Source organism: Nonomuraea sp. B10E15 (genome assembly GCF_039871615.1).
In the GTDB taxonomy this organism is placed as follows: Bacteria; Actinomycetota; Actinomycetes; order Streptosporangiales; family Streptosporangiaceae; genus Nonomuraea.
In genome coordinates this window covers 57,350-83,890 of record NZ_JBDPMB010000029.1, presented here as the reverse complement: position 1 = coordinate 83,890, position 26,541 = coordinate 57,350, and the positions used below count along the sequence as shown (strand labels likewise).

The following is a 26,541-nucleotide window of genomic DNA, read 5'->3' as shown; positions in this document are numbered from 1 at the left end:
CTACGGGCGGCGAACAGGGCTTAACAGAAGAAGCCCCCCGACAAGGCCCCCGTGGGCCAGAGATGTCCGAGCCGGACGGCGTGGACGCGGTCGACAAACGCCAGGCGGGATCTCGCTTCTCCATACGCAACTGGCGAGTGCGCTCCAAGCTGCTGGTCATCGTCATCATCCCGACCCTGGCCGCACTCGTGTTCGGTGGCCTGCGCGTCACCACCTCGATCGCCACCGCCGGTGAGTACGCCCAGGTCAACGAGGTGGCCGTGCTCGCGAGCCGGCTGACCGCCCTCGCCCACGAAGTCGAGCGCGAACGTGACCTGACCGCCCGGTTCGTCGCCCTGGGACGCCGGACATCCGGCGACGAGAAGGCCCCCGCGGACGTCGCGGCCCAGTACGAGAACGTCGACAAGCTCGTCGCCGAGGTCAAGCCGGGCATCGAGACCCTCATGTCCTCCGACAACTCGGCGGCCCCCGAGGCCCTGCGCATCAAGAACCGCTTCGACGAGCTCGCCACCTCGCGAGACACCGCGGTCGCCTCCCAGCTCGACGTCAACTCCGTCATCGAGCTCTACGACCGGACCATCTCCGACCTCCTCTCGCTGAACGACAAGATCGACCAGGGCGCGGTCGACAAGGAACTGTCCGCGAGCGTGTCCGGCTTCGCCGCCCTGGCCCGGGCCAAGCAGTACGTCTCCACCCAGCGCGCGCTGCTCGTCGCCGCCCTGGCCACCGGCGAGTTCGGCAAGGCCGAGCTCGACGCCTTCATCGCCGCCCGCGCCCAGCGGAACAGCGAGCTCGCCACCTTCAAGTCGCAGGTCTCCCTCCAGCTCCGCCAGGCGTACGACGACTCCGTAAGCGGCCGGTCCGTGGACCGCGCCGAGGTCCTGCTGGCCCGAGCCCTGCTCCTGCAGGACGACGGCCTGCCCCTGCGCGACCGCAGGCTCGGCCTCACCCGCGACGGCAAGGCGTGGTTCGACGCCATCAGCGAGACCATCGACGGGATGCGCTCCGTCGAGCAGCAGACGGCCGACTCCATCGTGCTGCGCAGCCGCACACTGGAAGGCGCGGAGCAGCAGAACGCCGTGATCGTCGGTGGCGTGATCGCCGCCCTGCTCCTCCTCGTGCTGCTGGTCACCGTCTTCATGGCCCGCTCGCTGAGCGGCCCCCTGCGCAGGCTGCGCAGGGAAGCGCTGTTCATCGCCGGCCGCCGCCTGCCGGAGACCGTCAAGCAGCTGCGTGAGAGCGGCGAAGGCTCGATCGGGCCCGTGACCCCGATCGGCGTCGCCTCCAACGACGAGATCGGTGAGGTCGCGCGGGCGTTCGACGAGGTGCACCGTGAGGCGGTGCGGCTGGCGGGCGAGGAGGCGCGGCTGCGGAGCAACGTGAACGCGATGTTCGTGAACCTGTCGCGGCGTAGCCAGACGCTGGTGGAGCGGCAGATCACGTTGATCGACGGTCTGGAGCAGGGTGAGCAGGACGAGCAGCGGCTCGGGAACTTGTTCAAGCTGGACCACCTGGCCACGCGTATGCGGCGTAACAGCGAGAACCTGCTGGTGCTGGCGGGGCAGGACCCGCCGCGCCGCTGGAGCAAACCGGTCAAGCTGGTCGACGTCGCCCGCGCCTCCCTTTCGGAGGTGGAGAACTACGAGCGGGTCGTGTTGCAGGTGCCCGACGGGGTGTCGGTGGCCGGTCAGGCGGTCAACGACGTCATCCACCTGATCGCGGAGCTGGTGGAGAACGCTCTGTCGTTCTCGCCGCGCGAGACGCGGGTGACGGTGTCGGGCAGCAGGATCGACGGCGGCGGCGTGATGTTGTCGATCACCGACTCCGGCATCGGCATGACCCCCGACGAACTGGCCCAGGCCAACGAGCGCCTCATGGAAGCCCCCACCGTGGACGTGTCGGTGTCGCGGCGCATGGGCCTGTTCGTGGTCGCCCGCCTGGCGCACCGCCACGGCATCCGGGTGCAGCTGCGCCCCCACGGCTCCGGCGGCCTGACCGCCATGGTCCTCATGCCGGAAGCGCTCCTGGGCTCGCAGGCCCCCTCGTACGGCCCGACCCCCGCGAACAACGGCATGGGCCAGCAGGACAGCATCTCGTTCGACGAGGGCTTCGGCGCCGCCCGTCAGCCCACGGGACAGCCGCCCGTCCCCCAGTGGGGCGCGGGCGGAAGCTACCAGCCGGGGCCCGGGCACCCGTCGTTCCCCTCAGAGCCGTCGTTCCCGTCGCAACCGTCGTTCTCGTCGCAGCCCTCGTCCTTCTCTCCCCGGGGGAGCATGGACTCCGGCTGGCCCTCCGATCCGCGCAACAACGGCGGCGGTTACGACACCGCCGACGTCTGGGTCCCCTCGCGCAACCCCGCGAGCCCGCCCGGCAACTGGATGAGCAGCAGCAACCCGCTGCCGCAGCGGCCCACCGGCGACCGGGCGAACGCCGGCAGACCGGACCCCGACGCGGGAAGGTACGACTTCCCCGAGACCGAGTCCGCCGCGACAGGTCCGATGCCCGCCGTGCAGCCCGCCTCCGCCGGCGACGAATATCTGCCGATCTTCGCCTCGGTCGAGTCGGCCTGGTTCGAGCACGGCCCTGACAGCGACGCCACCTGGGGCTCCGCCAAGGCCGACGCCGGCTGGAGCGCCGCCGAAGCCGTCGTCGAGCCCGCACGCGACGGCGCCACGGCCGCCGGGCTGCCCAAGCGGGTGCCCAAGGCCAACCTGGTGCCCGGCTCCGCCGACACAGTCTCCGCGCCGAAAGGCGTCGCGCCGATGCCCGCGGTCTCGCCGGAGCGGGTGCGCAGCCGGCTCTCCAGCTTCCAGCAGGGGTTCCGGGCGGCACGTGATGACATCAGCGAGGGCAGGACGTATCCCTCCGGCCCCAGGAGTGTTGAAAGCAGGGATGAGCGGTCATGAGTGACCTGAGCCAGTCGGCACGCGGGGTGGATTGGTTAATCACCGATTTCGTCAACTCCGTTCCCGGGGTCGCGCACGCGGTGGTGGTTTCGTCCGACGGGTTGCCGCTTGCGGCGTCGTCGGGTTTTCCGGCTGATCGGGCGGATCAGCTGGCGGCGATCGCGTCGGGTCTGGTGAGTTTGACGCAGGGTGCGGCGCGGGTGTTCGAGGGGGGTGCGGTCAATCAGACGATCGTGGAGATGCAGCGTGGGTTGATGCTGATCATGTCGATCAGTGATGGTTCGTGTCTGGCTGTGTTGGCGGCTCCGGATTGTGACATGGGGTTGGTGGCGTACCAGATGACGCTGATGGTGGATCGCGCCGGTCAGGTGCTGACTCCGGCTGTGCGTGCGGAGCTGCGCGCCAGCCAGACCAGGTGATGTAGGTGACAGACCCCCGATGGAACAGCGGCAGCTGGAACTCCAACAGTGGCGGCTGGAACTCCCACAACAGCGGCAGCTGGGAGCCCCCACCTCCTCCGCAGCCCTCCAGCAACGATCCCGCCTCGCCGGTGCGGCCCTACGCCGTCACGGGCGGGCGGACCGCGCCCAGGGTCAAGCTGGCGATGGAGGCCCTCGTGTCCTCGGCCACGGCCGAACACCGGGAGTTCTCGCACATCACGCCCGAGTACAAGGCCATCAGCCAGCTCTGCCTCCAGGTCAGATCGGTGGCCGAGGTCTCGGCGTTGCTGCGGATCCCGCTCGGCGTGGTGCGTGTTCTGATCGCTGACATGGCGGCCGAAGGTCTGGTCCGCGTGCACCAGCCGCAGCTGGATGAGGGTAGGCCGGACGTCAACCTGCTGGAAAGGGTGCTCAGTGGACTTCGCAGGCTCTAGTCCCGGCCTCACCTCGACGAAGATCGTGGTGGCCGGGGGCTTCGGGGTGGGCAAGACGACGTTCGTCGGTGCGGTGTCGGAGATCATGCCGTTGACCACGGAGGCCGTCATGACGGATGCCTCCAAGGGCATCGACGATCTGGGCATGACGCCGTTGAAGTCGACGACGACCGTGGCGATGGACTTCGGCCGGGTCTCGCTGGATCGTGATCTGATCCTGTATCTGTTCGGGACGCCCGGGCAGCATCGGTTCTGGTTCATGTGGGACGACCTGGTGCGGGGTGCGATCGGTGCGGTGGTGCTGGTCGACACGCGCCGCCTGGCCGACAGTTTCCCCGCCATCGACTACTTCGAGGAGGCGCAACTGCCGTTCATCGTGGGAGTGAACGGCTGGGACGGCCAGTACGCCCACAGCGACGCCGAGGTCCGCGACGCCCTTACCCTGGCCCCGCACATCCCGATGGTGCGCCTGGACGCCAGGTCGAAGGACTCCGTGAAGGCCACGCTGATCAACCTGGTCGAACACGCGCTCACGGTTCGGATGGCCGTGCCCGGCTGGAGCGGCTAGCAGAGCGGCTAGGCTGGAGCCTTAGACGTACCTTCGCTTCGAGGACTGGCCAACCACGTGTTCGAGACGCTATCCGACCGGTTGACATCGGTCTTCTCCTCCCTCCGATCCAAGGGGCGGCTGTCCGATGCCGACATCGACGCCACCACCCGCGAGATCCGCATCGCGCTGCTCGAGGCCGACGTCGCCCTCCCTGTGGTCAAGGCGTTCGTCGCCCAGGTCAAAGAGCGCGCCCGCGGCGCAGAGGTCTCCCAGGCGCTGAACCCGGCGCAGCAGGTCGTCAAGATCGTCAATGACGAGCTGATCGGGATCCTCGGCGGTGAGACCCGCAGGCTCCGTCTCGCCAAGACTCCCCCGACCGTCATCATGCTCGCCGGCCTCCAGGGCGCGGGCAAGACCACGCTGGCGGGCAAGCTGGCCCGATGGCTGCGCGAGCAGGGGCACGCGCCCATGCTGGTCGCCGCCGACCTCCAGCGCCCCAACGCCGTCCAGCAGCTCCAGGTGGTGGGCGAGCGCGCCGAGGTCGCCGTCTACGCGCCCGAGCCCGGCAACGGCGTCGGCGACCCGATCGGCGTCGCCCGCACCTCCATCGACGAGGCCAGGCGCCTGCAGCACGACATCGTCATCATCGACACCGCGGGCCGGCTCGGCATCGACCAGGAGATGATGCGCCAGGCCGCCGACATCCGCGACGCGGTCCAGCCCGACGAGGTCCTGTTCGTGGTCGACGCCATGATCGGCCAGGACGCCGTCACGACGGCGCAGGCGTTCATGGAGGGCGTCGGCTTCGACGGCGTCGTGCTGACCAAGCTCGACGGCGACGCCCGCGGCGGCGCGGCGCTCTCGGTCAGGCACATCACCGGCCGGCCCATCATGTTCGCCTCGACGGGCGAGAAGCTGGAAGACTTCGACGCCTTCCACCCCGACCGGATGGCCTCCCGCATTCTCGACATGGGTGACATCCTCACCCTGATCGAGCAGGCCCAGAAGACGTTCGACGAGGAGCAGGCCGCCAAGATGGCGGGCAAGCTCACCTCGGGCGAGAACTTCACGCTCGAAGACTTCCTCGAGCAGATGCAGATGGTCCAGAAGATGGGGCCGATCAAGAACCTGCTCGGCATGATGCCCGGCATGGGGCAGATGCGCGACCAGATCAACTCCATCGACGACCGCGACCTCGACCGCATCGCGGCCATCATCCGCTCGATGACCCCGGCCGAGCGCCAGGACCCCAAGATCATCAACGGTTCCCGCCGCGCCCGCATCGCCACCGGCTCCGGCGTCACCGTCAGCGCCGTCAACAACCTGGTGACCCGCTTCTTCGAGGCCCAGAAGATGATGAAGCGGATGGCCGGCGGCATGGGCATGCCCGGCATGCCGGGCGGGGGCGGCCGCGGCAAGGGCGGCAAGTCCCAGAAGAAGGCCAAGAAGGGGCGGCGCGTCAGCGGCGACCCGCGCAAGGCCGCCATGGGCAAGCCCTCCGCCGAGACGCCCGCCGAGCCCAAGCAGGGCGGCGTGCTGGGCAACCTCGGTGGCAAGCTGCCCCCGGGGGTGGAGTTGCCGCCCGGCTTCGACCCCTCCAAGCTCCGGCTCCCCGGCCAGAAATAACCCCGCTCCCGCCGGTGCGCACCCGGGCCCGGCGGGCCCATCACCGCGCCTCCGCCCGGCCCGCTCGCCACACCTTCGAGCGCCTGGCCGGCGCGTCCTGGGCCGGGTTGCCGCCCTGGCCGGGTTGCCCGGCACGCCTCCGGCCGGCCCGGTCATCCCGACTGCCGGGCCTGGCCGCCCGCCTCGCCCACCCACCGCGTCGACCGGCGCACCTCCTGCCGGCCGACCGGTCGGCGGCGGTCCGGGCTTCGCCCGTTGCCCGGGCCGTCCGCGGTTGCCCGAGGCCCGTCCACCGGTCGCTCGGAATGAGGGTGTGGTGAAGGGCGCGGGGTGGGGGGCATACCAGGGCCGATGGGGCCGTAGCGGAAGGGAGGCCGGGAGCTTGCCGACCCTTTGCGGCGACGTGCCGCCGGCGGTCGTGGGCAGTGTCGTCGATCTGGCAGAATGACATGTTGGAACACCGTGACCAGGCGGGTGCCCTCTCACCTCCCGCAGGACACGCCTGTCCCTGGAGCGTCGTCCCGTCGTGCCCCACTCGGCGAGGCGCCGTTCACCCACATGCGAATGCAGGAGAGACCACACCCGTGGCAGTCAAGATCAAGCTCAAGCGGCTCGGCATGATCCGCAACGCTCAATACCGCATCGTCGTCGCCGACAGCCGCACCAAGCGTGACGGCCGGGCGATCGAGGAGATCGGCCTTTACCACCCGAAGGAAAACCCTTCGCGCATCGTGATCAACGCTGAGCGTGCGGCCTACTGGCTGGGCGTCGGCGCGCAGCCGACCGAGCCGGTGCTCAAGCTCCTCAAGCTCACCGGCGACTGGCAGAAGTTCAAGGGCGAGCCCGCCCCCGAGCCTCTCAAGGTCGCTGAGCCCGCGCCTGACCGTCACGCCCTTTACGAGGCCGCGGCCAAGGAGGCGCTGTCCGGTGGCGACACCGGCACGGCCGCCACCACGCCGCCGAAGAAGGCCAAGAAGAAGGAAGAGGCCGAGGCCCCCGCCGAGACCCAGGCCGAGGGCGAGGCCTGACGTGCTCGAGGAGGCTCTCGAGCACCTCGTTAAGGGCATCGTCGAACATCCAGACGATGTCCGGGTCCGCGCACGCCGCATCCGCAGCGGGCGCGTCCTGGAGGTCCGGGTGCACCCCGAGGACCTGGGGAAGGTCATCGGACGCGGCGGGCGCACCGCCAAGGCGCTGCGCACGGTCGTGAACGCCCTGGCCGACGGGAAGTACGTGCGAGTCGATCTGCTCGATCTGCACGAAGTAGTCCGTTAGCGTCAGGTTTGCGCGCCCTCATCGGTCCTTCCGATGGGGGCGCTCGCGTTGAGGAGGGCGAATTCACGTGCAGTTGGTCGTCGGCCGGATAGGCCGTCCGCACGGCGTACGCGGTGAGGTGACCGTGGAGGTGCGCACCGACGATCCCGAGCTGCGTTTCGCCCCCGGCACGTCGATCGCCACCGATCCCGCAGGCCGAGGGCCGCTCGTCGTCGAGAGCCGCCGCTGGCACAAAGGGCTGCTGCTGGTGTCGTTCGCCGGGGTCGCCGGCCGTGACGCGGCCGAAGATCTGCGCAACACCATGCTGGTCATCGACTCCGGCGAGGTGCCGCCGCCCGACGATCCCGACGAGTTCCACGACCACCAGCTCATCGGCCTGGCGGTCGAGACCGCTTCGGGCGAGCCCGTAGGCGAGATCACCGATGTGCTCCATCACGGCCAGGACCTTCTGGTCGTGCGCCGGCGCGGTGCCGACGACGCGCTGATCCCGTTCGTCAAGGCCCTCGTGCCCGTGGTCGACGTGGAGGCCGGACGGCTGGTCGTCGATCCGCCGGAGGGCCTGTTGTGATGCGGATCGACATCGTCTCGATCTTTCCCGAGTACTTCGGGCCGCTCGACGTCTCGCTGATCGGCAAGGCGCGCGAGCGCGGCACGCTCGACGTACGCGTGCACCAGCTCCGCGACTGGGCCCACGACGTGCACAAGTCCGTGGACGACACCCCTTACGGCGGGGGCCCCGGCATGGTCATGAAACCCGAGGTGTGGGGCGAGGCCATCGACTCCGTGATCGGTGACGGCACGCCGCGGATGATCGTGCCGACCCCGAGCGGGCGGCCGTTCACCCAGGAGCTCGCGCAGGAGCTGGCGGGCGAGCCGTGGCTGCTGTTCGCGTGCGGGCGTTACGAGGGGATCGACTCGCGCGTCGTGGAGGAATACTCCGGGCGGCTGCGGGTCGACGAGGTCGGCATCGGCGACTACGTGCTGGCCGGCGGCGAGGTGGCGGTGCTGGTCATGGTGGAGGCCGTCGGCAGGCTGCTGCCAGGTGTGCTCGGCAACGCCCAGTCGGCCGTCGACGACTCCTTCGCCCCAGGGGCCATGCGCAACCTCGTCGAGGGGCCCGTCTACACCAAGCCTCCCGTCTGGCGGGGGCGTCAGGTGCCCGACGTGTTGCTGTCCGGACATCACGGAAAAATCGCGAGATGGCGGCGAGATGAGGCGCTGCGCCGTACCGTGCGAAACCGGCCTGAACTCGCGGCGGAGCTCGACCCCGAGACGCTCGACAAGCACGACAGGAGACTTCTCGAGGAGCTGTCGTTTCGCGTCGAGCCCGAAGATATGGCAAACTGAATCGCTGCCAACCTGTTGTGGTTGGTCTGTCATGCCCGGGAAACGGTCCTGGGTTTCATCACATCAGCAGGCGTGTCCGCCACGAGCCATGGCCGGGTGGACCTCCGCGTGCTCACGAGGACTTGAGGACAGCTCTCATGCACACGAAGATCCAGGAGCTCGAGAAGGCGACCCTGCGCAGCGACGTGCCGGATTTCCGCCCCGGTGACACGCTCGAGGTTCACGTACGCGTCGTCGAAGGCAACCGCTCCCGCATCCAGGTCTTCAAGGGCTTCGTGCTGCGCAGGCAGGGCAGCGGCGCCCGCGAGACCTTCACCGTTCGCAAGGTCAGCTATGGCGTCGGCGTCGAGCGCACCTTCCCTGTGCACAGCCCCGTCATCGAGAAGATCGTGCTCGTCTCCCGCGGCGACGTGCGCCGCGCGAAGCTCTACTACATGCGTGACCTGCGCGGTAAGGCCGCCCGTATCCGCGAGAAGCGCGAGACGACGCCCGCGAAGTAGGTCCTGCTCATTCCGAGGTCCGCGCTACGGCGCGGGCCTTTCGGCTTTACGGGGCCGTTTCCTTTATGTGGAGCGACTCGTGCGTGGGTGTAACGTCGGTCCAGGCTTGTCGAGCCAGGACATCATCTAGGCTCGTCAGCGATGACTAGCGAGAGCCAGGAGCACGGCGCGGCGCGCCGCCCTGTCGAGGACGAGGTGGACGTGGTCGCCGAAGAGACTCAGAAGCCGGCTAAGGGCGGAAAAAAGGAGAAGAAGGGGTCGTTCTGGAAAGAGCTTCCTGTTCTTGTCGTTGTCGCTCTGGTGCTGGCACTGATCATCAAGACCTTTGTGGTCCAGGCCTTCTATATTCCGTCGGAGTCGATGGAAAACACCCTGCTGACCAACGACAGGGTTCTCGTCAACAAGCTCGTCTACCACACGCGCGACATCGAGCGCGGCGACGTGGTGGTCTTCTCGGGCGTCGATTCCTGGGACGGCGAGTTCCAGATGGAGGAGCCGTCCAACCCGGTCGCGGCGTTCTTCCGCTGGGTCGGCACGGCGTTCGGCGTCATCCCCGGCGAGAAGGACTACATCAAGCGGGTCATCGGCATCGGCGGCGACCACGTCAAGTGCTGTGACTCCAAAGGCCGCATCACCGTCAACGGCACGCCCATCAACGAGGAGAGCTACCTCTATCCAGGCAACGTGCCCTCTGACAAGTTCTTCGACGTCACGGTGCCGTCCGGGCGGCTGTGGGTCATGGGCGACCACCGCTCGGTGTCACTCGACTCCCGCGCCCACACCGGCGACGCGGGCGGCGGATCCATTCCGGTGGGCCAGGTCATCGGACGGGCGTTCGTGATCGTGTGGCCGTTCGACCGCGCCTCCTCGATAGACATCCCCGAGACGTTCGCCCAACCCGCGCTCCACGCGCTCGGCGGGTCCGTACCGCTGGTCGCCGGGTTCGGGCTGGCCGTACCCTTGGTCCTGGTTCGGCGCAGGCTGCGGAGGAAACGCTGATGGCCGTCACCAAGAAGGCGGAGGGCGTGGGCAAAGAGAAGAAGAAGGGCAGTTTCCGCGAGACGGTGCTGCTGCTCGTTCTGGGGATCGGCATCGCGCTGCTGCTGCAGGCCTTCGTGGTCGGGTCGTTCTACATCCCGTCCGTGTCGATGGAGAACACCCTGCAGCTCAACGACCGGATCTTCGTCAACAAGCTTTCTGGCAAGCCTGAGCGCGGCGACATCGTGGTGTTCAAGGGCTGGAACGGCGAAGACACCATCAAGCGCGTCATCGGGGTCGGCGGCGACCACGTCAAGTGCTGCGACGCCGACAAGCGCATCACCATCAACGGCAAGCCGCTTGACGAGTCCTCCTACCTCTACCCGGACGATTACGCTTCCGGCGATAAGTTCGACGTCAAGGTGCCGGCCGGCAAGCTCTGGCTGATGGGCGACCACCGCAGCGCCTCGGCCGACTCCCGGGCGCACATGGAGGAGCCGGGTGGCGGTTTCATCTCGGAAGACGCGGTGATCGGCAAGGCTGTGGTGCGCTATTGGCCGCTGTCGCGGGGCTATCTCTTCTCCCAGCCTGAGGCTTTCGACAAGGTCAAGTAGATCCGCTTCCGGTCGCGGTTTGCGGCGAATGAGGCGTACGCTGCCTCTGTCATGACAGTTGCGTTCCGCCCTCGCCCCAGCGTCGTCCGGCGAGATTCCGGACTCTACGCCTACGAACGGGCGCTCGCCCGCCGCGGCCTCACCCCTATCGCGGGTGTCGACGAGGCCGGCCGTGGCGCGTGCGCCGGGCCGCTCGTGGTCGCGGCCGTCATCCTGCGCAAGCCGGTCGACGGCCTGGGAGACTCGAAACTGCTCGCTCCGGCGGTGCGCGAACGGCTCTACGACGCGATCGTGCGCGTCGCCCATGTAGGCATCGTGACCATCCCACCTGGGGAGATCGACGCCAAAGGTCTCCACAAATGCAACGTTTCGGGAATGCGGCGTGCTGTCGCACAGTTGTCCGATAACCCTGAGTACATCCTGACGGACGGCTTCCCGGTGCCCGGGTTGCCCGCGCCGTCGCTCGCCGTCTGGAAGGGGGACCAGGTGGCCGCGTGCGTGGCGGCTGCGTCGATCGTGGCCAAGGTGACGAGGGATCGCCTGATGGTCGCGCTGGACGAGCGCTTCCCGCAGTACGGCTTCGCCGAGCACAAGGGGTATGTCACACCAGGACACCGGCTGGCGCTGGAAACGCATGGTCCGTGTCCTGATCACCGTTACTCCTTCGTCACGGTGGCGAGGGGGATGGGTGAAAATGAAATGGGGGCCGGGGTTGCCTGACCAGGCGAACCGGGGGACCGGTACGACAGGAGGACCGCGATGAGCGCAGAGGATCTCGAAAAGTACGAAACCGAGATGGAGCTGCAGCTTTACCGCGAATACCGCGATGTCGTCGGTTTGTTCACATACGTGGTGGAGACTGAGCGGCGGTTCTATCTGACCAACTCGGTCGATCTCGATGTCCGCACTGCGGAGAACGGCGACGTCTTCTTCGACGTGAAGATGCAGGACGCTTGGGTGTGGGACATGTACCGGCCCGCCCGATTCGTGAAGAACGTACGGGTCGTCACGTTCAAGGACGTCAACGTCGAAGAGCTGGCCAAAGCAGACCTGGAGATGCCCAAGGAGGGCTTCTCCGGGTAACCGCGCGGTGAGAGGCGACGCCTCCGCAACCTCTCGCGCCACGGGAGCGTGGCCCCTCAACGCCCCCCGGGAACGGGGCGATCCTCGGGCTGAGCCGGCGTGGTCCTGACGCGCCGTGACCGGCATCCGTCCGGACGGCAGCGACCCGAGGGGCTGCAGCAGGGGTCTGTCGTTGTGTTGCTCGGGCGCGGCGGTGAAGCAGCCCGCGCCCGTCACGCCAGCGGGCTCGCTCAGGCCCTGGGATGCGCTTGCCGGTAGGCCGCCCGCAGACGCTCGATAGAGACGTGAGTGTAGATCTGCGTGGTGTTCAGCGACGCATGCCCGAGCAACTCCTGAACGCTACGCAGGTCCGCACCACCCTCCAGGAGGTGCGTCGCCGCGGTGTGCCGGAGACCGTGCGGCCCCATGTCCGGCGCCCCATCGACCTGGGCCAGTCGCGCGTGCACCACCCGCCGGACGGTTCCCGCATCGATGCGGCCCCCGCGCACACCGAGAAAGAGCGCGGGCCCCGACCTGGCTCGGGCCCACAGCGGCCGTCCATGAATACACCATTTGTCCAGCGCTCGGAGAGCGGGCAGCCCGAACGGCACCGAACGCTCCTTACGCCCCTTGCCCAGAACCCTGATGACGTGCCGGTCACGGTCGACATCATCGACGTCCAGTGCGCACAGCTCGCTCACCCGCACACCTGTGGCGTACAACAACTCCAGCAACGCCTGATCGCGGAGTTCTTTCGGCTCCGCGGTGGCGGGGACGTCCATCACGGCCTGCGCCTGCTCCTGGTCGAGCACGGACGGCAGTGACCGGGGTGTCCTGGCGGTGCCCAGCAACAATCCGGGGTCCGTGGACAGCCAGCCGCGACGATGACAGTAGGCGGTGAAGGTGCGGGCACAGGCGGTTCGGCGTGCCAGCGTGGCTCTGGACTTTCCCGCTTCGTGCTGGCCGGCCAGCCACCCCCTCAGAGCCCCGATGTCCAGGCCGTCGAGGTGCCCGCCCATGTGATCGAGCAGAGAGGCGATGTCGGTCAGGTAAGCCCGGACCGTGTGTGGTGAGAGGTCACGCTCCAGCCGCAGATATCGGCCGAAGTCGGCCAGAACTTCGTCCCTGCTCGCCGACGTACCACCGTCCGTCCGGGCCATGTCTTCCACGTCACCATCATCTTTCGTGTCGGTCATGTCGCGGTGCCGAGCGCCGTCGTTGCGCTGTCATGATGCCGCGTTTCCCTTGCTTTGCGCTGGCTGAGGTGCCGCGTCCCTTCGGTTGCGCCGGTCGTGATGTCGTGCTCCCGTCGTCTCTTTCGTCCCGCCGGCCGAGTCCGTGTAGCGGTGACGGTTCCCCTCTCGCCGTCGCCGGCCGTGTCCGGGCGATGGCGACGGCTCCCTTCGCCGTCGCCGGTACGAGCTCCGTACTGCCCGCATCATCGCCTCATGCGCCGAGAGCAACCTCAACAACCGATTGTCATGATCCACAACTATGTCAGCAAAAAGTAGGAGTCACTGGTGCGTGGTCCTCTTCGCCTTCCGGTGGACACACGCCAGACTGTTGTGTGCGGCCATCGCGGTGCTCTCCCACGGTCTTGATGCAGGCCCTCCAAGGATCACGCGATGGCCGTCACCATGTCCGCCCCCGCCCGGTGACGCGGTGCGGGTCAGGGACCGTGACACGTCCGTCAGGCGTCCATCCTCCCCGCCGCCTGGTAGGGCACGGGCAGGTCGTCCGGAAACGGAGGATCGTCCGCCTGTCCGGCGGCTTCCGCGGTGGGTGGGGGTTGTAGGGCGGTTGACTCGGGAGCCTTGCGATAGCTCGTTGCCGGCTTGCGCAGGCGCCAGCCGTTGGCGGCGCGTTCTATGTAGCCTGCGGCTGCCAGGCCGCCCAGCGCGCTCAAGGTCACATCCAGGCTGACTCCCGCGGCAACCGCTATGGAGGCTGGACCGGCGCCGCCTCGGGCAGGGACCGCGTCCAGCACCCTCTTGGTGGAGTCGTTGAGTTTGTCCCTGGAGACAGCGGCCACCCGGCTCTGCGGAGCAAGATCGTCGCCTATCACGCCGACGAGGTCGATCATCTCCTCCGGGGTCGTCACACATACCGCTTTGCGCTCCCGAAGGAGCCGGTGACAGCCGGCCGACATGCTCGAAGTGATCGGGCCAGGCACCGCCCCCAAGTGCCTGTTGAGGGAGAGGGCATGGGCGGCCGTGTTGAGCGCGCCGCTGCGCAACGCCGCCTCCACCACCACGGTGCCTCTCGACAGGGCGGCGATCAGGCGGTTTCTGATGAGGAAACGTGCCCGGGTGGGATGGACGCCCGGTGGGCACTCGCTGATCACGACCCCCCGCTCCCTGACGGCCGCGAACAGGGTGTCATGGCTGCTCGGATAGCAGACGTCCACGCCGCAGGCCAGAACGGCCACCGTCGGTGCATCCGATGCCAGAGCCCCCTTGTGGGCCGCCCCGTCCACGCCGTAGGCGCCACCTGACACGACCGTCCAGCCTGATTCGCTGAGACCGACACCGAACTGGGCCGCGATGTGCGAACCGTATGACGTGGCGGCGCGGGCGCCGACCACGGCGACGGACTTGAGGCACGCGAAGCGCAGGTCGGCCGTGCCGTGCAACCACAGCCCGAGGGGGCGGCTCGGCCCCAGCTGGTCCAGCTGGGTAGGCCATTCCTGGCTGCCGGGAATGATCAACCTGGCTCCGGCTTTCTCGCCTGATTCCAGGTCGGCTGCGGGCTTGGCGGTCGCCAGGCGGGCGTACCAGGCGTTCAGGCGGCGGGTCAGGTCGGGCGGGCGCTCGTGCCGGGCCTCTTGGGCGGCGAAGTCGGATGGCAAGGCGCGTGCACGGATCGCCGCCGCCGCCTCCGGCGCGCCGTACTGGGCGACGAGGCGGCCCATGACCGGGTCGCCCACGTCAGCGGCGCGCATGAGAGCAGCCCTGGCCACCAGCTCGTCTGTCTCCGGTCGCCCTGATCGCCGGGTCATGGCGACCGTAGCCCGCTCACCGTCCGCGGGGGGTCGAGGTGCTTGTGAGGATCCGGCGTCCGGCGTGCGAGGAGCCGGCGCAGCGGGGGTCTCCTGGCTGGGAGAGGTTTGTGTACTCACGTCCTGGACGGGTGAGGTCTGGCCGCTCACGTCCTGGACGGGTGAGGTCTGGCCGCTCACGTCCTGGACGGGTGAGGTCTGGCCGCTCACGTCCTGGACGGGTGAGGTCTGGGCACTCGTGACCTGGATGTGGAACTGCTGGGCGGGCGGGACGGCTGGATTGGAGGCAGAGGGCCGAGGCGTCGTGGTCGCTGGGGCGGCGGGAGTGGATGGCATGGGGCTGACGGTGCCTTCGTGGAGTGGGATGGACGATGGGAGGGCCAACGGGGCGTTCGGAGACGGGGCAGAGCCGGCGCAGGGCGCGGACGCGGCGGGCGCGTGCGGAGGTCTTGGAGCCCAGGGGGAGGGCCTCTCGAGAACCTGGAAGTCCGAGCTGGAAGGGGCGCGGCGGCGATCGGGGCGCCGGCGGAAGGATCCGGCGGTGTCACGACGTGACTCCCAGCCAGAAACTGAGGGCGCCGGTGGTTTCGTCCTCCTCCGGGCGGTCCTTGCCTGCCAGATCGGCGAGGGTCCAGGCGACCCGGACCACCCGGTCGAGGCCGCGTGCGGTGAGGATGCCGGAGTCGAGGCAGGACGTCATGGGCCGCATGGCCGCCTCCCCTGGGCGGTAGTCGGCATGCAGCATGGAGGAGGGGATCTCGGCGTTGGTGCGCCAGGGGGTGCCGGCCAGGCGCTTGGCGGCTCGGTCGCGGGCCACCAGCACGCGTTCGGCCACCGTCCTGCTGGTCTCCACGAACTGGCGGTCGGCCAGGAGCTCGCGCCTTGACGAGCGGACGACCGTGACCTTCATGTCGATGCGGTCAAGGAGCGGGCCTGAGAGTCTGCCGAGATAGCGACGTCTGGTGGTGGGGGAACATCTGCACGTCTCGCTCTTGTCGTCGGCCTGGGCGCAGGGGCAGGGGTTCGCGGCCAGGACCAGCATGAACCGCGCCGGGAACGTGACCGATCCCGCGGATCTGGACACCGTCACCCGGCCGGACTCCAACGGTTGCCGCAGGGAGTCGAGGACATGGCGGGGAAACTCGGGAGCCTCGTCCATGAACAACAGGCCCCTGTGAGCGAGGGAGACCGCCCCCGGGCGCACGACCGTGCTGCCGCCGCCGATGATCGCGGCGGACGTCGCCGTGTGGTGCGAGGCGACGAACGGCGGCCTGCTCATCATGGGTGAGTCGGGCGGCAGCACACCCGCGACGGAATGGATGGCGGTGACCTCCAGGGCATGATCGAGCTCCAGATCCGGCAGCAGGGTGGGGAGGCGTTCGGCCAGCAGGGTTTTGCCGGTGCCGGGCGGGCCGAGCATCCACAGGTTGTGGCCGCCTGCCGCGCACACTTCGAGGGCTCGACGGGCCACCGGCTGGCCGACGACGTCAGACAGGTCGGCTGCGGGGACGGGGGCGGAGCTCTGAGGCTCCACGATGTCGCCGGTCCGGGCCTCGGGCGGGTCGTCGCCGGTGCGCAGCCACTCGACCAGCTGGCGCAGGCCGGACACGGGGACGACCTTGACGTCGGGCACCAGGGCCGCCTCGGCCGAGTTGGCGGCGGGCACGACGACCGTGGCGCCACCGTGCCCGGCGGCACCGTGCCCGGCGGCGCCGAGCACCGAGGGGAGGACGCCGCGCACGGGTCTGATGCGGCCGTCGAGGCCGAGCTCACCCAGGAAGAACGGCTCCGCGATGCGCTCAGCAGGGATCACTCCCGCCGCGCCGAGGATCGCGACGGCTATGGCCAGATCGAACTGGGATCCGCGTTTGGGCAGGCTGGCGGGGAAGAGACTGACGATGATGCGGGCATCGGGCCAGGGATAACCGCTGTTGACGACCGCCGACCTGACTCGGTCGCGAGCCTCGCTGAGCGCGGTGTCGGGAAGGCCGATGAGGTGGATGCCGGCCAGTCCGTTGCCCACGTCGGCCTCGACCTCGACGGTGCGCCCGGCGACTCCGACGACGGCCACGCTGCGGGTGCGGGCCACGGCCATCAGATCGCCCCTCGCACGTGGCGCAGCGCGAAGTCGCCGGCGAAGCGCTCGATGGCGATCACGTCCACGCGCACGGTGTCGAAGGTGCGTTGCTGCGTGGCCAGCCATTTCGCCGCCAGCAGGTGAAGCCGGGCCAGCTTGGCCCGGCTCACGCCCTCCAGGGCTGTGCCGTGGGACGTGCCCGATCGTGTCTTGACCTCGACCACGATCAGGCGGGGGCCTTCTTCGGCGATGACGTCGATCTCGCCGTGACGGCAGCGCCAGTTACGCTCGATCACTTTCATCCCTTGTGCCTCCAGATAGGTCACGGCTAGCTGCTCGCCCTGTCTGCCGAGGCCGAGTCTCTTGTTTGCGGGCATGTGCCACCTCCGTCTGGCTGTCGGGCCCCGACTCTCGTGGATGGGGGTGGAGCGAGGTCGGCCGAACGGGGTTCTGGGGATGGCGGGGTGGGTTACCGGGAGGTTGTGGATAAGGGCCGAGCCGGTCATCAGTCGCCCGCGACCGCCGACCGCGGTGCGGCCGGGGGTCGCGGGCGCCTCTCCTGCGACGCTGCTTGCGGTGGCGGCCCTGTGGCGCGGCATGTCGGCGAGAGAGGGGGCGGGAACGCAGGCGTCGGCATACGGTCGTGGCGAGGTTGAGGAGAAGGAACCCGCCCAGTAGCGCGGCCAGGGCGATCGCGCTCACAAGCGGGGTGGCCGAAGCCGAACGCGCGAGAAACGGCGAGGGCGTGGTGGATGGCAGTGCCTTATGGACCGGTCGCGCGGCGGGAGCGGTGGCGAACGTCGCTGGTGGACCGGCAGTCGGCCGGTTCGCTGCGGGCGCTCGTGCAACGGGTGCGGTGGTTGCTGCCGCGGCGGGCGCTGGTCGAAGGGGGATCGCGGCCGATCTCGCCTGCGGTGGAGCGACGGTGACCGAACGTGCCGGCGCTGGTGGCGTGGTGGGAAGGTCGGACGGTGACGGGGAACCGTGGTGGCCTGAAGGATCAGGGCCTGCCGTGGAGTCCGCCTGCCAGAACGGGAGAAGGCGGATGGGGGCGTGGCCCAGGAGGAGGAGAGGGTCGAGGTAGCGGGTGTCGTGGAGGAGACCCCAATGGAGGCACGGCGCCTGACAGTGATCGGTCGAGGACTCGAGCACGCCCAGCTTGGCTCCCTGTTCGACGGACTGGCCCTGTGTCACCGATGACGTGACCGGTACGTACGTCGTGCGCAGGCCACCTGCGTGCTCGACCGTGACCACGCCCCGCCCGCCGACCGGACCGGCGAATCGGACCGTGCCCGCGCCTGCCGCCAGCACCGGGGCGGCTTCCTGGGCGGCCAGGTCGACACCGCGGTGACCTGCCAGCCAGGGCTCCGGGGGCGGAGCGAATCGGCGGATGACGCGAGGGCGGCCGTCCAGCGGCCAGCGCCATGCGGGCGGTGAGGCCCTTGCCGCTGCGGGTGCTGGGACAGCGAGGACGGTGGCCGCGAGAACGACGGCCGTCAAGGCGGTGCGGGTGGTGGTGAGGGCCGTCAAGGCGCTGCGGGTGGTGGTGAGGGCTGTCTGGGCCGTGCTGGTGGAGGCGGCGGTTGTCAGCGCCGTGCGGGTGGTGGTGAGGGTCGTCGGGGCGGTGCCGGGGGACTGCGGGTGGTGGCGGGCCGGTGGGCAGGCGGTCATGGCGCGAGTTTCGGCTACGGCGCCTTGGCGGCGGGTCGGTGAACGCCGCTCTGTGGAGGACGCTGGGTTGTCCACAGGCCGGGCGCTGATTTGGGGTGCGAGACCACGCTGATCGGCGGGTCGTTCAGGAGACCCGGGGCTTGGAGTTGAGGAGGTCGTCAAGAGAAGAGGAGAGTGCCGGGTCGGCGCCTGGCTCGCCCGAGGCCCTGAACCTGGTACGGCGCGGACGCAGTGGAGACGTCCAGATCCACAGGGTGCTCAGGGCGATGCCCGCGGCGCAGACCAGGATGACCGGACGCAGCCCGATCGCCTCCGCGAGAAGGCCTCCGAGCAGACCGCCGAGGGCGAGGACGCCCTGCACCGCGAACGTCATGGTCGCGTTGACCCGGCCGCGCAGTTCGGCGGTGGTCTCGCTCAGGGTGATCGCGCCCATGCAGGTGGCGAAGGCCACCACGATGCCGCCTGTGAGCGTGCCCGTCACGGCCAGGACCGACAGTTTCCACCACAGCGGGCCGGTCAGCAGTCCCACCGCGAGGATCTCCGAGGGGAAGAAGAGGACGGCGGCGAGCAGGACCCGGTTCTCGCCGTAGCGTTTGGACAGGCGGGCCGAGAGCCAGGCGCCCAGCAGGCCACCCGCCCCGCTCAACGCGATGAGGACACCGATCACGCCCTTGGGGATGCCGAGGGTGTTCACCATGTAGAGCATGTAGACGGCCGTGAACGCCATCGCGAAGAAGTTGATCGTGACGCCCGCGCCGAGCAGCGCGCGCAGGACCGGATGGGTGACGCTGACCTTCAGTCCTTCCTTGACGTCGCGCCACATCCCCCGGGAGGCGGCCGGTTCGTTCCGTTCCGGGGTGCGGATGGAGCGCAGCAGCAGGGCCGAGGCCAGGAACGACAGCGCCTCCGCCAGGACGGCCAGCGGTGCCGTGAGCACCTGCACCAGGAGCCCGGCCAGCCCTGGTCCGCTCACGGAGGCCACCGAGTAGGACGCCTGCAGGCCGGCCATCGCCTCGGTGCGCTGCCCGGAGGGGACGACGGCCGCCAGATGGGGGAAGTTCGCGGCTCTGAACAGCACTCCAGCCGTGCCGATCACGAGGGCCACGATGATCAGCCAGGCGACGTTCAGCACGCCCAGCAACCAGGCGACCGGCACGGTGGCGGCGGCCGCGCAGGAGACGAGCTCGCACGCGATCATCAGGGGACGGTGCCGCGTGAGCCGGTCGGCGATCGCCCCCGACTGCAGCCCGAACAGCAGGGCGGGCACCGAGGCGGCCGCGGTCAGCAGGCCCATCTGTGAGGGCGATGCGGTCAGCAGGGTCACCGCGGTCAGGGGGATGGCCAGCTTGGACACCTCTGATCCGGTGATCGAGACCGTCCTGGCCGTCCAGAGCAGGCGGTAGTCGCGCTGCTTGCGCAGCGGAGCGGCGGCGGCTTCGAGCGGGGGGACGGGCCCGATGGTCGGGCTGCCCGCATCGGGCGGTCCGCCGGCTGGGTGCTCGACGGCACGCCCACGCCGAGTGTGAAAGGTTTCCTTCATAGATGTGAAGCTAATCCTTCAGAGTTGTGAAGGCAACCTTTCAGATATCCGCGGGCAGAGGTACCGTGGGCACATGACGCGGGAACCTGGTTGGCTCAGCGATCCGAAGGCGATGCGGGCGCTGGCGCATTCGGCGCGGCTGACGATCCTCACCCAACTGGCCGACGAGGGCAGCGCCACCGCCACCGAGGTGGCCGAGAACGCGGGCATCACGCCCAGCGCCGCCAGCTATCACCTGCGCATGCTCGCCAAATACGGTTTCGTCGAGGACGCGCCGCCCCGCGGCGACGGCAGGGAACGACTGTGGAAGGTCGTGGACACCCCGATCGGCGTGGGTGTGAGTCCCGGCGACCCGCCGGAGGTGCGCGAGGCGAAGAAGTCGTTGATAGCGCTGTTCAACAAGGAGGCCCGCGAGGAGGCGGAACGCAGCTGGGCCAACCTCGACAACGACACGGAGGAGTGGCGCTACGCGAGCGGTTTCAGCCGCACCAGGATCAGGGTCGACGCCCAGGAACTCGGCCGGCTCAACGAGGAGATCAAGAAGCTGATCGAGCCGTACGTCGCCCGCTTCCGCAGCCAGGACCAAGCCCCGGGCGGGGCCAGGATCGCCGAGGCGCATATCAGCCTGTTCCCGGTCGCGAAGCGGGTCGCCCCCGGCCTGCCCACCGAGGACCACGACGCGCCCTGACAACCTCCGCAGGCCCACCGAGGGCGGCGACCGCGTCCCGACCGGGCATGCCCCGCGCGATCACGACGTGGCCGACCGGCACCATTCGACGAACCGGGCGAACCGCTGCTCGATGGACTCGGCTCTGTGCCTCAGCTGGATCGCCTGGTCGACCGCGAGCGCGTCGCCATACCACATCGCCAGGCCGGTCACTGCAGTCATGAAACCCGGCCTCCGCGTGACGGGGCCACCGCCGTGCGTCCCCTGTGCCGGTGGAATTTCGCCACCCTGATGGTGGGGTCAGGTCTACCGCGCCGGTCGTGCGGAGCGGGCAGACTGCTCGGGTGAGCATGATGCGCCGCATGGCCGAGCCCGTGGGCGGCCTGCTGCTGAACGCCGCCGCCGGCGTGGCGGCATGGGCGCTCCTCCTGCTGCTCGCCGGGTGCGCGGCGCTGGTCCCGATCGGCGGGCTCGGCGTGCGCCCGCTGGCCCGGGTGCGGTCGATGGTCCACGGGCTGGCGACGTTCCAGCTGGCCTGGGCGGCCCGCGCGCTCGGCCACGAGCCGGCGGCGCCGGAGAGCGCCCACGCGCGGGAGGGCGCTCACGCCCGCGAGACGGCCTGGCTGACGGTGCAGGCCGTGACCGGCCCGGGCGGTGTGCTCCTCGTGGGCGGGGTGCTGTCGGCCGACGCCGTCCTCTGGAGGCTGCAGACGGTGCGGCCGAGCAGCCAGCTCACGGTCGCCCTGTCTCTGGCGCTCGTCGCCATCGTCGCCGTCGCGGTGGCCGCCGTACCACTCCTGCACAAGGCGCAGGCGCGGCTGGCGGAGCTGCTGCTGCGCCCCGGTGACACGGACCGGATCAGGCAGCTGACCGAGTCGAGGGCCGCGGCGGTGAGCGCGCAGGCGGCCGAGCTGCGCAGGATCGAACGCGACCTGCACGACGGCGCGCAGGCCAGGCTGGTCTCGGTGCGCATGAACCTCGGCCTGGCCAGGCGGGCGAGCGATCCCGGTCAGGTTCGCGAGCTGGTGGAGGAGGCGTGGGAGTCGGCCGGGCAGGCCCTGACCGACCTGCGCGACCTGGTCAACGGCATCCACCCTCCCGTGCTGGCCGACCGGGGTCTGGCCGGGGCGCTTGAGGCCGCCGCGCTGCACGTCCCCCTCACGGTGGACGTCGACATCGACCTGCCCGCCCGGCCGGAGGCGCCCGTCGAGTCCGCGGTCTACTTCGCCGCCGCCGAGGCCCTGACGAACGCGGCCAAGCACAGCGGCGCCCGCCGCGCGTGGGTGCGGCTGTGCCACTCGGAAGGCGTCCTGCGGCTGGTGGTGGGCGACGACGGGAAGGGCGGCGCCGACGCGGGCGGCACCGGCATCGACGGCATCAGGCGCCGGTTGTCGGCGTTCGACGGGACGCTCGACGTCCGCAGCCCGGCCGGCGGGCCGAGCGAATTCATCGTGGAGATACCGTGCGCGTTGTCATCGCAGAAGATCTCGCCCTCCTGAGGGACGGGCTCGTCCGCCTGCTGTCGGCGTCCGGGTTCGAGGTGGTCGAGGCGGTCGGCAACGGGCCGATGCTGCTCAGCGCGCTGACCCGCCACCGGCCCGACGTCGCCGTGGTCGACGTACGGCTGCCGCCGACCCTGACCGACGAGGGGCTGCGCGTCGCGCTGGAGGCCCGCAGGCGACGGCCGGGGCTGCCGGTGCTGATCCTGTCGCAGTACGTCGAGCAGCTCTACGCCCGTGAGCTGCTGTCCGACCAGGCGGGTGCGGTCGGCTACCTGCTGAAGGACCGGATCGGCGACGTCGACCAGTTCGTCGAGGCGGTGCGCAGCGTGGCGGCCGGAGGCACGGCGATGGACTCCGAGGTGATCGGCCAGCTGCTCGCCCGCAGGAAGCGCGACGAGCCGCTGGGCCGCCTGACCCCCAGGGAGCGCGAGGTGCTCGCGCTCATGGCCGAGGGCCTGTCGAACGCCGCGATCGCCGCCCGCCTGCTCGTCACGGACAAGGCCATCGCCAAGCACACCAACAACATTTTCGCCAAGCTCGGCCTGCCGCCGAGCGACGATCACAACCGCCGGGTCATGGCGGTACTGGCCTACCTGAGGGCGGAACCGGGCTGACCCGCGTCGTTTGACCACATGCGGTCGGCCTGAGGCGGCGTGGGAGGTAGACTTTCCGGTGGCCTGTGGCACAGGCCGACTTCGCATGCCTCATTGCGGACCGCGCCGTCGGTCCGGGCCAGGCGCCCGGCTGGAGCGGTTTCGGGGCATCAGGGCGGCAGACACGCGCTGTCGCGTCACAACCGAGAATCGCGCCCATCCGCAGGGCGCCCAGACCTGGAGGACCAGCACATGGCCCCCGTCGTCACCATGCGACAGCTGCTCGAGAGCGGCGTTCACTTCGGTCACCAGACCCGGCGCTGGAACCCGAAGATGAAGCGCTTCATCTTCACCGAGCGCAACGGCATCTACATCATCGACCTGCAGAAGTCGCTGTCCTACATCGACCGCGCCTACGACTTCGTGAAGGAGACCGTCGCCCACGGCGGCACCATCCTGTTCATCGGCACGAAGAAGCAGGCTCAGGAGGCCATCTCCGAGCAGGCGGCCCGGGTCGGCATGCCCTACGTCAACCAGCGCTGGCTGGGCGGCATGCTCACCAACTTCTCCACCGTGCACAAGAGGCTGCAGCGCCTGAAGGAGCTCGAGGAGCTCGACTTCGACAACGTCGCCGCCTCGGGGCTCACCAAGAAGGAGCTCCTCATGCGCCGGCGCGAGAAGGACAAGCTCGAGCGCACGCTCGGCGGCATCCGTGACATGGGCCGCGTGCCCAGCGCGGTGTGGGTCGTCGACACCAAGAAGGAGCACATCGCGATCAGCGAGGCCAAGAAGCTCGGCATCCCTGTCGTCGCGATCCTCGACACCAACTGCGACCCCGACGAGGTCGACTACCCGATCCCGGGCAACGACGACGCCATCCGCGCCGTCGGGCTGCTGACCAGGGTCGTCGCCGACGGTGTCGCCGCCGGTCTGATGGCCCGCTCCGGCGCCGCCCGCGGTGACGAGAAGCCGGCCGCCGCCGAGCCGCTGGCCGAGTGGGAGCGCGAGCTCATCGAGCAGGGCACCGGCGAGCGTCCGGCGGACGAGGCCGACTCCGCCGCTCCGGAGGCCCCGGCCGAGGCCGCTCCCGCCGAGCCGGCCGCCGCGGCCGAGGCTCCCGCCGAGACCGCTCCCGCGGCCGAGGCCCCCGCCGAGGACAAGCCCGAGCAGCAGGGCTGACGGCTGATCGAGGGACGCGTCCCCGCCGACGGGGGCGCGTCCCGGCCTGGCGAAGCCGGGCCCGCACAGGTGATAGGCCGCGGCGAGGCTGGGCAGCATACCGGGCGAGGCAGCAGTAGGGCCGGGCCGGTGCGCGCCCCCGACCGAGGCAGAGTTCCTGTACGGCACGCGCCCGCCGTGCCGACCCCGGGGTGGGCCGCCGATCACGGCGCCCGCCCGATCCACGACGACGAAATTTCACAAGGAATAAGAGCAATGGCTTCCGTGAACATGGCCGACGTCAAGCGGCTTCGCGAGATCACCGCTGCCGGCATGATGGACTGCAAGAAGGCGCTCGAGGAGTCCGGTGGCGACTTCGACCGCGCCATCGAGCTGCTGCGCCTGAAGGGCGCCAAGGACGTGGGCAAGCGCGAGGCGCGCACCGCCTCCAACGGCCTCGTCGCGCTCAAGCAGGACGGCGACTCCGCCGCCGCGCTCCTGGAGCTCAACTGCGAGACCGACTTCGTGGCGAAGGGCGAGCGCTTCCAGGAGCTGGCCGCCCAGGTCGTGGCGCACATCCTCGAGAACAGGCCCGCCGACGTGCCGGCGCTGCTGGAGTCCTCGTTCGACGGCAAGACCGTCAAGGACCACCTCGACACCGCCAACGCCGCGCTCGGCGAGAAGATCGAGATCCGCCGGTTCGCGGTGCTGGAGGGCGGCTACGTCGGCGCCTACATGCACCGCACCGACCCGGCGCTGCCGCCCGCGGTCGGCGTGCTGGTCCAGCTCGACAAGCCCAACGCCGAGGTCGCCAAGGACGTCGCGCAGCACGCCGCGGCGATGGCCCCGCAATACCTCAAGGCGGCCTCCGTACCCGCCGAGGTCGTCGAGAAGGAGCGCAAGCTCTTCGAGGAGATGACCCGCGAGGAGGGCAAGCCCGAGGCCGCGATCGGCAAGATCGTCGAGGGCCGCGTCAACGGCTGGTACAAAGACTTCACCCTCCTCCAGCAGACCTTCGTCAAGGACGGCAAGAAGAGCGTGGGCAAGTACGCCGAGGAGAACGGCGTCGAGGTCCTCGGCTTTGTCCGTTTCAAGGTCGGTCAGGCTTAGGCTTAGGCAAGCCGCCAGCTCAACGAACCGCCGAACGAAGGAGGCCGCCGCCGTGCAGGAACACCGGGAGCCAGCCCACGAATCCCCACGGACGGCGGCTTCCTCGTCTCCACACCCGCCGAACCCGCTGCGGTGGAAACGGGTGATGCTGAAACTGTCGGGCGAGGCGTTCGCCGGCAGCGAGCCGCTGGGCATCGACCCGGTGATCGTCGACCACCTGGCCGACTCGATCACCGAGGCGGTCCAGGAGGGTGTGCAGGTCGCGGTCGTGGTCGGCGGCGGCAACATGTTCCGCGGCGCCACCCTCTCGCAAGGAGGCATCGACCGGGCCAGAGCCGACTACATGGGCATGCTCGGCACGGTCATCAACTGCCTGGCCCTGCAGGACTTCCTCGAACGGCGGGGCGTGGAGACACGCGTGCAGACGGCCATCACCATGCAGCAGGTGGCCGAGCCGTTCCTGCCACGCCGCGCGATCAGGCATCTCGAGAAGGGCCGCGTGGTCATCTTCGGCGCCGGGCTCGGGTCGCCCTTCTTCTCCACCGACACCGCGGCGTCCCAGCGGGCGCTCGAGATCGGCGCCGAGGCGCTGCTCAAGGGCACACAGGTGGACGGGATCTACGATTCCGACCCCCGCAAGAATCCGGATGCGGTCAGATTCGACCACCTTGACTACGGCGAGGTGCTGCTCCGCGACCTCGCGGTCATGGACGCCACCGCGATCAGCCTGTGCAAGGACAACGATCTGCCGATCGTGGTCTTCGACCTCATGGGCGAGGGCAACATCCTGCGCGCCGTCCGCGGTGAGAAGATCGGCACGCTGGTCAGTCCCGCAGGCAAATGAGCGAGCGAGCCCGACACCGCCAGCTAGAAGACAGGGAGCCGCTGTGATCGACGAAACCCTCCTCGAAGCCGAGGACAAAATGGACAAGGCCGTGTCTGTCGCGAAGGAGGACTTCGCGAGCATCCGTACGGGCCGGGTCACCCCTTCGATGTTCAACAAGATCAACGCCGAATATTACGGCACGCCGACGCCGATCCAGCAGCTGGCGTCGTTCCACGTGCCCGAGGCGCGCATGGTGCTCATCCAGCCCTACGACAAGAGCTCCATGTCCGCGATCGAGAGGGCCATCCGCGACTCCGACCTCGGCGTCAACCCGACCGACGACGGCCAGGTGATCCGCGTGACCTTCCCGGAGCTGTCCGAGGAGCGCCGCAAGGAATACATCAAGGTCGCCAGGAACAAGGGCGAGCACGCCAAGGTGTCGGTGCGCAACATCCGCCGGTCCGCCAAGGAGGTCCTCGACAAGATGATGAAGGATGGCGAGGCGGGCGAGGACGAGGTCAGGCGGGCCGAGAAGGAGCTCGACGACATCACCCAGAAGCACGTCGCGAAGATCGACGAGCTGCTCAAGGTCAAGGAAGCCGAACTGCTCGAAGTCTGAGCGGGGCGCCCGGCGGCGGGCCGCCTCCGGTGGGCCCCTGCCCATGGG

28 protein-coding genes are annotated in these 26,541 nt (G+C 69.4%); 22 read left to right on the top strand and 6 right to left on the bottom strand.

Features of this window, described 5'->3' with window-relative positions:
- The first annotated feature begins 62 nt into the window (after window positions 1–62).
- The 14 genes from ABGB14_RS44645 (at window position 63) to ABGB14_RS44580 (ending at window position 11,753) form a co-directional block, all read left to right on the top strand.
- A complete protein-coding gene (locus ABGB14_RS44645; RefSeq protein ID WP_347649950.1) occupies window positions 63–2,906 on the top strand; it encodes a nitrate- and nitrite sensing domain-containing protein in 2,844 nt (947 codons plus the stop codon).
- Window positions 2,903–3,325 carry a roadblock/LC7 domain-containing protein gene (locus ABGB14_RS44640; RefSeq protein WP_132515580.1) on the top strand — a complete coding sequence of 141 codons (423 nt, stop codon included), beginning with the start codon at window positions 2,903–2,905 and terminating at the stop codon, window positions 3,323–3,325. The genes ABGB14_RS44645 and ABGB14_RS44640 overlap by 4 nt, the downstream gene beginning before the upstream one ends.
- A gap of 131 nt (window positions 3,326–3,456) precedes the next feature.
- Complete coding sequence (locus ABGB14_RS44635) at window positions 3,457–3,780, top strand: DUF742 domain-containing protein (RefSeq protein ID WP_132335392.1); 324 nt, start codon at window positions 3,457–3,459, stop codon at window positions 3,778–3,780.
- Window positions 3,761–4,348: an ATP/GTP-binding protein gene (locus ABGB14_RS44630; protein WP_347649949.1), complete on the top strand. Its 588-nt coding sequence runs from the start codon at window positions 3,761–3,763 to the stop codon at window positions 4,346–4,348. The genes ABGB14_RS44635 and ABGB14_RS44630 overlap by 20 nt, the downstream gene beginning before the upstream one ends.
- 57 nt (window positions 4,349–4,405) lie before the next feature.
- Window positions 4,406–5,956 (top strand): signal recognition particle protein, encoded by a 1,551-nt coding sequence (gene ffh, locus ABGB14_RS44625; RefSeq protein ID WP_347649948.1) that lies wholly within the window; start codon window positions 4,406–4,408, stop codon window positions 5,954–5,956.
- A 584-nt stretch (window positions 5,957–6,540) separates the two neighbouring features.
- Entirely contained in the window at window positions 6,541–6,984 is a 444-nt protein-coding gene (gene rpsP, locus ABGB14_RS44620) for a 30S ribosomal protein S16 (RefSeq protein WP_132601374.1), read from the top strand.
- A 1-nt stretch (window position 6,985) separates the two neighbouring features.
- Entirely contained in the window at window positions 6,986–7,231 is a 246-nt protein-coding gene (locus ABGB14_RS44615; protein ID WP_132335352.1) for an RNA-binding protein, read from the top strand.
- A 67-nt stretch (window positions 7,232–7,298) separates the two neighbouring features.
- Window positions 7,299–7,799, top strand: a complete 501-nt coding sequence (gene rimM, locus ABGB14_RS44610) for a ribosome maturation factor RimM (RefSeq protein WP_347649947.1) — start codon at window positions 7,299–7,301, stop codon at window positions 7,797–7,799.
- Complete coding sequence (gene trmD / locus ABGB14_RS44605; protein WP_347649946.1) at window positions 7,799–8,578, top strand: tRNA (guanosine(37)-N1)-methyltransferase TrmD; 780 nt, start codon at window positions 7,799–7,801, stop codon at window positions 8,576–8,578. The genes rimM and trmD overlap by 1 nt, the downstream gene beginning before the upstream one ends.
- A gap of 137 nt (window positions 8,579–8,715) precedes the next feature.
- The gene (gene rplS / locus ABGB14_RS44600) at window positions 8,716–9,078 is read left to right on the top strand and encodes a 50S ribosomal protein L19 (protein ID WP_132601383.1); all 363 of its coding nucleotides are present in this window, start codon (window positions 8,716–8,718) and stop codon (window positions 9,076–9,078) included.
- 141 nt (window positions 9,079–9,219) lie between these two features.
- Window positions 9,220–10,077 (top strand): signal peptidase I, encoded by an 858-nt coding sequence (gene lepB, locus ABGB14_RS44595; protein ID WP_347649945.1) that lies wholly within the window; start codon window positions 9,220–9,222, stop codon window positions 10,075–10,077.
- Window positions 10,077–10,670, top strand: coding sequence for a signal peptidase I (lepB, locus tag ABGB14_RS44590; RefSeq protein WP_347649944.1), 594 nt, complete (start codon window positions 10,077–10,079; stop codon window positions 10,668–10,670). Before lepB (ABGB14_RS44595) ends, lepB (ABGB14_RS44590) begins: the two co-directional genes overlap by 1 nt.
- Window positions 10,671–10,721: 51 nt before the next feature.
- The gene (locus ABGB14_RS44585) at window positions 10,722–11,390 is read left to right on the top strand and encodes a ribonuclease HII (protein ID WP_347649943.1); all 669 of its coding nucleotides are present in this window, start codon (window positions 10,722–10,724) and stop codon (window positions 11,388–11,390) included.
- A 39-nt stretch (window positions 11,391–11,429) separates the two neighbouring features.
- A complete protein-coding gene (locus tag ABGB14_RS44580) occupies window positions 11,430–11,753 on the top strand; it encodes a DUF2469 domain-containing protein (RefSeq protein ID WP_026215037.1) in 324 nt (107 codons plus the stop codon).
- Between the two features lie 230 nt (window positions 11,754–11,983).
- Here ABGB14_RS44580 and ABGB14_RS44575 read toward each other — a convergent pair whose 3' ends face one another.
- The 4 genes from ABGB14_RS44575 to ABGB14_RS44560 all read right to left on the bottom strand — a co-directional run bounded on the left by ABGB14_RS44575 (window position 11,984) and on the right by ABGB14_RS44560 (window position 17,184).
- A complete protein-coding gene (locus ABGB14_RS44575; RefSeq protein ID WP_347649975.1) occupies window positions 11,984–12,892 on the bottom strand; it encodes a tyrosine recombinase XerC in 909 nt (302 codons plus the stop codon).
- A gap of 530 nt (window positions 12,893–13,422) precedes the next feature.
- On the bottom strand, window positions 13,423–14,673 hold the full coding sequence (gene dprA, locus ABGB14_RS44570; RefSeq protein WP_347649942.1) for a DNA-processing protein DprA: 1,251 nt from the start codon (window positions 14,671–14,673) through the stop codon (window positions 13,423–13,425).
- Between the two features lie 601 nt (window positions 14,674–15,274).
- On the bottom strand, window positions 15,275–16,825 hold the full coding sequence (locus tag ABGB14_RS44565; RefSeq protein ID WP_347649941.1) for a YifB family Mg chelatase-like AAA ATPase: 1,551 nt from the start codon (window positions 16,823–16,825) through the stop codon (window positions 15,275–15,277).
- Window positions 16,825–17,184, bottom strand: a complete 360-nt coding sequence (locus ABGB14_RS44560; protein ID WP_347649940.1) for a YraN family protein — start codon at window positions 17,182–17,184, stop codon at window positions 16,825–16,827. The genes ABGB14_RS44565 and ABGB14_RS44560 overlap by 1 nt, the downstream gene beginning before the upstream one ends.
- A 375-nt stretch (window positions 17,185–17,559) precedes the next feature.
- Between ABGB14_RS44560 and ABGB14_RS44555 the strand changes: the two genes are divergently transcribed.
- Window positions 17,560–17,736 carry a hypothetical protein gene (locus ABGB14_RS44555; RefSeq protein ID WP_347649939.1) on the top strand — a complete coding sequence of 59 codons (177 nt, stop codon included), beginning with the start codon at window positions 17,560–17,562 and terminating at the stop codon, window positions 17,734–17,736.
- 866 nt (window positions 17,737–18,602) lie between these two features.
- Here the strand turns inward: ABGB14_RS44555 and ABGB14_RS44550 are convergent.
- Window positions 18,603–20,018, bottom strand: a complete 1,416-nt coding sequence (locus ABGB14_RS44550; RefSeq protein WP_347649938.1) for an MFS transporter — start codon at window positions 20,016–20,018, stop codon at window positions 18,603–18,605.
- 73 nt (window positions 20,019–20,091) lie between these two features.
- On the opposite strand from ABGB14_RS44550, the gene ABGB14_RS44545 reads away from it, so the two are divergent.
- Window positions 20,092–20,706, top strand: a complete 615-nt coding sequence (locus tag ABGB14_RS44545) for a helix-turn-helix domain-containing protein (RefSeq protein ID WP_347649937.1) — start codon at window positions 20,092–20,094, stop codon at window positions 20,704–20,706.
- A gap of 60 nt (window positions 20,707–20,766) precedes the next feature.
- On the opposite strand, the gene ABGB14_RS44540 is transcribed toward ABGB14_RS44545, so the two are convergent.
- Window positions 20,767–20,907 (bottom strand): hypothetical protein, encoded by a 141-nt coding sequence (locus tag ABGB14_RS44540; RefSeq protein ID WP_347649936.1) that lies wholly within the window; start codon window positions 20,905–20,907, stop codon window positions 20,767–20,769.
- Between the two features lie 128 nt (window positions 20,908–21,035).
- On the opposite strand from ABGB14_RS44540, the gene ABGB14_RS44535 reads away from it, so the two are divergent.
- The 6 genes from ABGB14_RS44535 (at window position 21,036) to frr (ending at window position 26,493) form a co-directional block, all read left to right on the top strand.
- The gene (locus ABGB14_RS44535) at window positions 21,036–22,184 is read left to right on the top strand and encodes a histidine kinase (protein WP_347649973.1); all 1,149 of its coding nucleotides are present in this window, start codon (window positions 21,036–21,038) and stop codon (window positions 22,182–22,184) included.
- A complete protein-coding gene (locus ABGB14_RS44530) occupies window positions 22,148–22,801 on the top strand; it encodes a response regulator transcription factor (protein WP_347649935.1) in 654 nt (217 codons plus the stop codon). Before ABGB14_RS44535 ends, ABGB14_RS44530 begins: the two co-directional genes overlap by 37 nt.
- A 231-nt stretch (window positions 22,802–23,032) precedes the next feature.
- Window positions 23,033–23,959 (top strand): 30S ribosomal protein S2, encoded by a 927-nt coding sequence (gene rpsB, locus ABGB14_RS44525; protein ID WP_347649934.1) that lies wholly within the window; start codon window positions 23,033–23,035, stop codon window positions 23,957–23,959.
- Between the two features lie 255 nt (window positions 23,960–24,214).
- Window positions 24,215–25,048, top strand: coding sequence for a translation elongation factor Ts (tsf, locus tag ABGB14_RS44520; RefSeq protein WP_347649933.1), 834 nt, complete (start codon window positions 24,215–24,217; stop codon window positions 25,046–25,048).
- A gap of 145 nt (window positions 25,049–25,193) precedes the next feature.
- Window positions 25,194–25,892: a UMP kinase gene (pyrH, locus tag ABGB14_RS44515; protein WP_347649932.1), complete on the top strand. Its 699-nt coding sequence runs from the start codon at window positions 25,194–25,196 to the stop codon at window positions 25,890–25,892.
- Between the two features lie 43 nt (window positions 25,893–25,935).
- On the top strand, window positions 25,936–26,493 hold the full coding sequence (gene frr / locus ABGB14_RS44510) for a ribosome recycling factor (RefSeq protein ID WP_347649931.1): 558 nt from the start codon (window positions 25,936–25,938) through the stop codon (window positions 26,491–26,493).
- Window positions 26,494–26,541 lie beyond the last annotated feature (48 nt).